This window comes from Mesorhizobium sp. M7A.F.Ca.ET.027.03.2.1, from assembly GCF_003999175.1.
Classification (GTDB): Bacteria; Pseudomonadota; Alphaproteobacteria; order Rhizobiales; family Rhizobiaceae; genus Mesorhizobium.
Window position 1 is genome coordinate 1 of the sequence record NZ_RZOM01000494.1, and the last position, 4,403, is coordinate 4,403.

At 63.1% G+C, this 4,403-nt stretch carries 3 protein-coding genes and 1 pseudogene; 2 read left to right on the forward strand and 2 right to left on the reverse strand.

Annotation, left to right across the window (positions count from 1 at the left end; translation table 11 throughout):
* A partial coding sequence (locus EN750_RS20540; RefSeq protein WP_145967798.1) for a M23 family metallopeptidase occupies nt 1-662 on the forward strand: 662 nt, incomplete at its 5' end.
* A gap of 49 nt (nt 663-711) precedes the next feature.
* Here the strand turns inward: EN750_RS20540 and EN750_RS20545 are convergent.
* Complete coding sequence (locus tag EN750_RS20545; protein ID WP_127397487.1) at nt 712-1,941, reverse strand: amidohydrolase; 1,230 nt, start codon at nt 1,939-1,941, stop codon at nt 712-714.
* A complete protein-coding gene (locus EN750_RS20550) occupies nt 1,928-3,106 on the reverse strand; it encodes a M24 family metallopeptidase (protein WP_127397488.1) in 1,179 nt (392 codons plus the stop codon). Before EN750_RS20550 ends, EN750_RS20545 begins: the two co-directional genes overlap by 14 nt.
* Nucleotides 3,107-3,326: 220 nt before the next feature.
* Between EN750_RS20550 and EN750_RS20555 the strand changes: the two are divergent.
* Nucleotides 3,327-4,403, forward strand: a pseudogene (locus EN750_RS20555) (ROK family transcriptional regulator); the annotation flags it as partial.

Here is a 4,403-nt window from a genome sequence, read left to right on the forward strand (position 1 = left end):
AATCCATAGAGAGCGACCAGTTGACCCGCATCAGCACGCTTGCCGACAATGCCTACAAGAGCGCCGATGCCATTACCCAGGCGCTCGAGGCGGCCGGACTGCCCGTCGACAGCGATTTCGGCAAGGGCGACAGCGATGTCGGCGGACCGCTGATCCCGCTCGACAGCTCCATGATGTTCGACAGCAAGGTCAAGGAGTTGGACGAAGCGCTTGACGCCCTCGACCATCTCAAGAAGGAAGCGCGCCAGCTGCCGCTGACCAACCCCGCACCGGGCCACTCCGTCACCAGCCCGTTCGGCGTGCGCACCGACCCGATCCTCGGCACCGCGGCACTGCATTCCGGAATGGATTTCAGGGCCCCGATCGGCATGGCCGCCAAGGTCACCGCACCCGGCACCGTCACCAAGGCCGGCTGGAACGGCGGCTATGGCCGCATGGTGGAAGTCGACCACGGCAATGGTTTTGCGACACGTTACGGGCATCTCAGCGAGATCGACGTCACCGTCGGCGAGAAACTGGACGCCGGCGCCGTCATCGGCAAGACCGGCAGCAGCGGCCGCTCGACCGGCCCGCATCTGCACTACGAAGTCCGCCACAATGGCGAAGCGATCGATCCCTTGCGCTTCCTCACGGTCGGCAAGAAGGTCGCGCAGTATCTGTAAGCGATCCTGGGCTCCTGCCCCATGCGCCGATGACCATCATGATGGCTGACTAAGGCGCTTCCATCGACAGAAACGCCGTCGCTGCCGCAACCAGGGTGATCGCACCGACCTTCAACGCGGCCTCGTCGACACGAAACCGGGCGTGATGGAGCGGAAAGACCGATCCGATCTCCTCGTTTCGGATTCCCAGCCGAAAATAGACCGAAGGACGTTTCTCGCTGTAGTAGCCAAAGTCGTCCGCGATGGTCCATCCGGGCGTGCTGAGGACGTTGTCGGCACCGATGCAGGCCTTGGCGCTGGCGGCAATCAGCTCAGTCATCTCGACATCGTTGACGACACCGGGTTCGCCCTTGTGGATGTCGACCTCGACACGCGCCCCGTGGCTCATCGCAGTACCCTCGGCTATCGTACGGACGCGGCGCCAGGCCCGCTCGCGGGTTGCATCGCTGCCGCTGCGGATGGTGCCTTTCAACGTGACCTTGCCGGCGGTGACATTATAGGCGTTGCCGCCATTGATGGCCGTCACGGAAATCACCAGCGGGTCGTACGGGTCGATCTCGCGCGAAACGATCTTCTGCAATTCGCTCACCAGGGAGCAGGCCACGGCCAACGCATCGACACCTTCATGCGGTTTTGCCGCGTGCGCGGCCGAGCCGATGACGACCACATCGAACGTGTCACAGGCCAGACTGTATGGACCGGAGCCGACGGCGATCTTGCCGGAAGGCGTGTAGGGATCGACATGGACGCAGATGGCGGCATCGATATCGTCGAGAAGCCCCTCTTCCACCACCCGCTTGCCACCCGACGGTTCGTCCTCCTCCGCCGGCTGGAAGATCAGGCGAACGGTGCCGCCAAAACTGTCCCGCGACCGGTGAAGATGCGCGGCCACCGCGAAAGCCATCGATGCATGGGCGTCGTGACCGCAGGCATGCATCACGCCTGGATTCGTCGATGCATAATCGACGCCGGACTCCTCCTCGATCGGCAAGGCATCGATGTCGGCGCGAATGGCGATCTTTCGATTTGAAGGCTTGCCGGTGCCGACAATATCGACGGCAAGGCCAAAGCCGGCAACGTCGCGAATGTCGGCAATTCCCTGATCCACCAGCATCTGCCTGAGATAGCGCTGCGTGCCGGCCTCCTGGTTCGAAAGCTCGGGATTGCGGTGCAGATGGCGGCGGACCTCGATCATCCGATCGAGAATTCCGGCGTCGATATCGGTCGTCACGGTTTTCGCAACACCATCCGCCGTGGCCGAACCCTCAGGATTTGACATGGATCTCTCGCGGGAACTTCGTCAGGGTCTCATGGCCGGTTTCGGTGACCAGGATGGTCTCGCTGATCTCGATGCCCCAGCCATCCATCCACATGCCGAGGATGGAATGAACGACATTGCCCGGTTCAAGCACGGTCTTGTCGCCCGGCCTGAGGCTGATCGTATGCTCGCCCCAGTCCGGCGGATAGGCGACGCCGATGGAGTAGCCGATGCGCGATTCCTTCTTCAGTCCGTAGCGCTGGATGACCTTGCGCCAGGCGGCTTCGACGGCTTCGGCTGATGTTCCTGGCCTGACCGCGTCGAGCACCGCATCCATGCCCTCGATCACCGCTTTTGCCGTGTCCGAAACATTTGTCGGCGTCTTGCCAAGCTGCATGGTCCTGGCGAGGCCGGCGGCATAGCGGCGGCAGACGCCGGCAAGTTCCAGCGCAATCGTCTCGTTGTCTCCGAACCGCCTGTCGCTCCACATGATGTGCGGCGCCGAGGCATTCTCGCCACCGAGGATTGTCGGGGGAAGAGCGGTGATGTCGCCGGCAAAATCCGGGCTGCCCGCAATCTGCGCCGCCTGGATGGCGGCGATGGCATCGCACTCGCGAACACCCGGTGCGATCACCTCGAAGGCCCGCGTGACGGCCGCTTCGGCCAAGATGGACGCCTTGCGCAAATACGCGATCTCGGGCGCCGATTTGACCGCGCGGATCCAGTTCACCAGCAGGTCGGCATCGTGCCATTTCGCATTGGGCAGTCCCGCGACAAGCCGGGCATGCCCTTTCGGAGAGAAATAGTAGGCTTCGAGTTCGATGCCGATATGTCTGCTACCCCAGCCCTTCGAGACGATCCAGTTCGCGATCCAGTCCATGGGATGGCGATCGACGCGCTGAACATGATCTTCCGGAAAGCCAACCACGTTTTCCGGTTTCATCCAGGCGGTCAGAAGACCGCCGGCCGCATCCATGGCGCGCCCGATCCAGACCGGCTCGACCTCCTCGATTGGAACCAGCACCACCTGCGGCGTGTAGAACGACCAGCCATCATAGCCGGTGATGTAATGCTGGTTGGCAACGTCGTTGACGACAAGGAGCTCGAGACCGCGCTTCGCCATCTCGGTGCGGATCTTGCGAAGCCGCTGTTGGTACTCGTCGCGGGCAAACGGCAATTCGATCATCTTTGCTCCATCTTTGTCAGATCAACGGTCGCGGGGTTCGCTCACCATTGAAGGGGTTTCGCCACGGCGGCAATCGGCCAGGGCGACGCGTGGGCAGGTCCTGAACCGAATAGGCCCTCCACGGCCTTCCCTGGAAACTTCGTCGTGAATTTATTTTTGAATTCCATTTGACTGAATAAATAAGCAATGCAAAGCTGCGCTCTCCTAAGGGGCGCAAGGCATGGCACTGCGGGGGACCAATCAGGAGTTCGGGCGGCCGTACAATCGGCGCATCGTGCTTGAGTCCATCCGCCTTCATGGACCGATCGCCCGCGGCGAGATCGCCCGGCGCGTCGGCCTCACCGTCCAGACGGTATCGACCATCGTTCGCGAACTGGAAGATCAGGACTACATCCTGTCGCTGCGCGAAGAGCCGAAGGGGCGCGGCCTGCCGCCGGCGACGCTGCGGATCAACCCCGAGGGCGGCTATGCCGTCGGCATCCACATCACTCCGCTTGGTATCAGCGCCGCCTTGATCAATCTGAGCGGCGACGTGATCGAGAGCATTTACCGCGAAGCGCCGAATGCGACGCCGGACCACGCCTTCGAACTGATCGGGGCGATGGTGGTGGAATTGACCAGACTGCGGGCTGGCGGGCGGGTGCTCGGGGTCGGCATGGCCCTGCCCGGCCCATTCGGCGTGGAGTCCATGAGTTTCGTCGGGCCAACCACCATGACCGGCTGGAAGGATGTGGCGCTGCGCGAACGGCTGGCGGCCTCCACCGGATTACCGGCCTTCTTTGAAACCGATATGGCAGCGGCCGCCATGGGCGAGCGCCTCTACGGCCTCGGCGCCCAGTTTTCCGAATATTACTATCTCTATTTCGGCGTTGGCCTTGGCGGCGTCATGGTTCATGAGGGCAGCGCCTTGCGCGGCGCCTGGGGAAATGCCGGCGAGATCGGGCATATTCCCGTTATTCCGGGCGGCGAGGCTTGCCCGTGCGGCAACAGCGGCTGTCTCGAAAGATATTTGTCGCTCGAGGCACTCCGGCGCTGGAACGGCAGCGAGGCGGATTGGGTCGCCGAAGTCGCACCGATCTTTCACAACGCCGTCGCCGTCATCGAGAACCTGTTCGACCCGGAGACGGTCATCCTCGGCGGGCTGGCGTCCACCGACCTGCTCGAAAATGCTGGCTGGTTCGGCCGGAGGCCTGCACAACTCTGTCTCGGCCCGCAAGGACCGCACGACGCCCAGGGTTGTGGTCGCGCGCGGCGGACAGCATTCCGTGCTGCGCGGCGCCGCCGCCCTTGCGGTTTC